General features: G+C 67.7%; 1 protein-coding gene and 1 pseudogene. One reads left to right on the forward strand and one right to left on the reverse strand.

Translation table 11 applies throughout. The features are described from left to right. The coding region (locus JHD07_RS39475) for a patatin-like phospholipase family protein (protein WP_291632043.1) at positions 1-297 on the reverse strand (297 nt) is incomplete at its 3' end. A 248-nt stretch (positions 298-545) separates the two neighbouring features. On the opposite strand from JHD07_RS39475, the pseudogene JHD07_RS39480 reads away from it, so the two are divergent. After that, positions 546-1,066: pseudogene (locus JHD07_RS39480) on the forward strand (hypothetical protein); the annotation flags it as partial.

The following is a 1,066-nucleotide window of genomic DNA, read 5'->3' on the forward strand; positions in this document are numbered from 1 at the left end:
GCCGAGGATATTGCGCATCCCTTGCAGGCAGCGACCCCATTCTTCGAACGTATCGAGCCGGCCGGCCGCATGAAGGCCGCCGACCACGGCGCCGATCGAGGTGCCGACCACGACGTCGGGCACGATGCCGTTCGCGAGCAGGGTCCTGATGATGCCGATATGGGCGAAGCCGCGCGCCGCGCCGCCGCCGAGGGCAAGGCCGATGACCGGCCGGCGGATGCTGCCGAGGCCGACTTTCTCGGCGCCCTTTTCGCCGTTCGAGCCGTTCACGCCCCGACCCTTCAAGATGTCCAGCACCGAAACTCTCCTCCACCGGGCCCGCCCGTAGCACCAGACTAGGCACCGCTCTTGCCCTCCGCCATATCATGGGCGAAGCATGGTTTATGCCGCTTTGGGAAGGGCAGGGGGCGAGAGTATGGCGAGCGGCCACTGCCTCCGGCGAAATCACGCAGGTGTCAGCCGGGTTCCAGCCATCGCCCGTGAGCCCGTATTTCCTGGGATTTCAGAGGCTTGAATTTGCCGCGTTTTCGGTGAAAAGCAGGGGCATGACACGCGGGGGTGACGGCATCATCGGATGGCGGCGCAGCGGCAGGCTGCTGCCGGCGCTGATTCTTGCCGCGTGCTTCGTTACCACAAGCCAAAATACTGTTCAGGCGCAGCTTTTCTCCGACCGCCCGCCGCCGGTGCCGCCGGCATCGGTGCCCAATCCCGGCGGTGCCGTCAGCCTCGCGCCGCCCTCCGGCCTCGGCGCCGGTCCGCCGACCCTGCCGTCGACGCTGATGCAGCCGACGACGCCGAGCATGCCGCCGCCCGCCGTCTCCACCGTACCGCCGGCCGCTCCGCTGAACGCAGCCGTGCCCGGACAGGGCGTGCTGTCGCTGACAGCCAAATACGGCAAGGACTCGGCCCCCATCACCAGCGGCCTGGTCTGGCGCGTATTTGCCGACCGGCCCGACGAGAACGGCACCTTCAAGCTGATCCGGGAGGACCGCAGCGGAACGCCGAACATCGTGCTGCCGCCCGGCAATTATGTCGTCCACGTCGCCTTTGGTCTTGTCAGCGCGGT

The organism is Bradyrhizobium sp., from assembly GCF_016462955.1.
Lineage (GTDB): Bacteria > Pseudomonadota > Alphaproteobacteria > Rhizobiales > Xanthobacteraceae > Bradyrhizobium.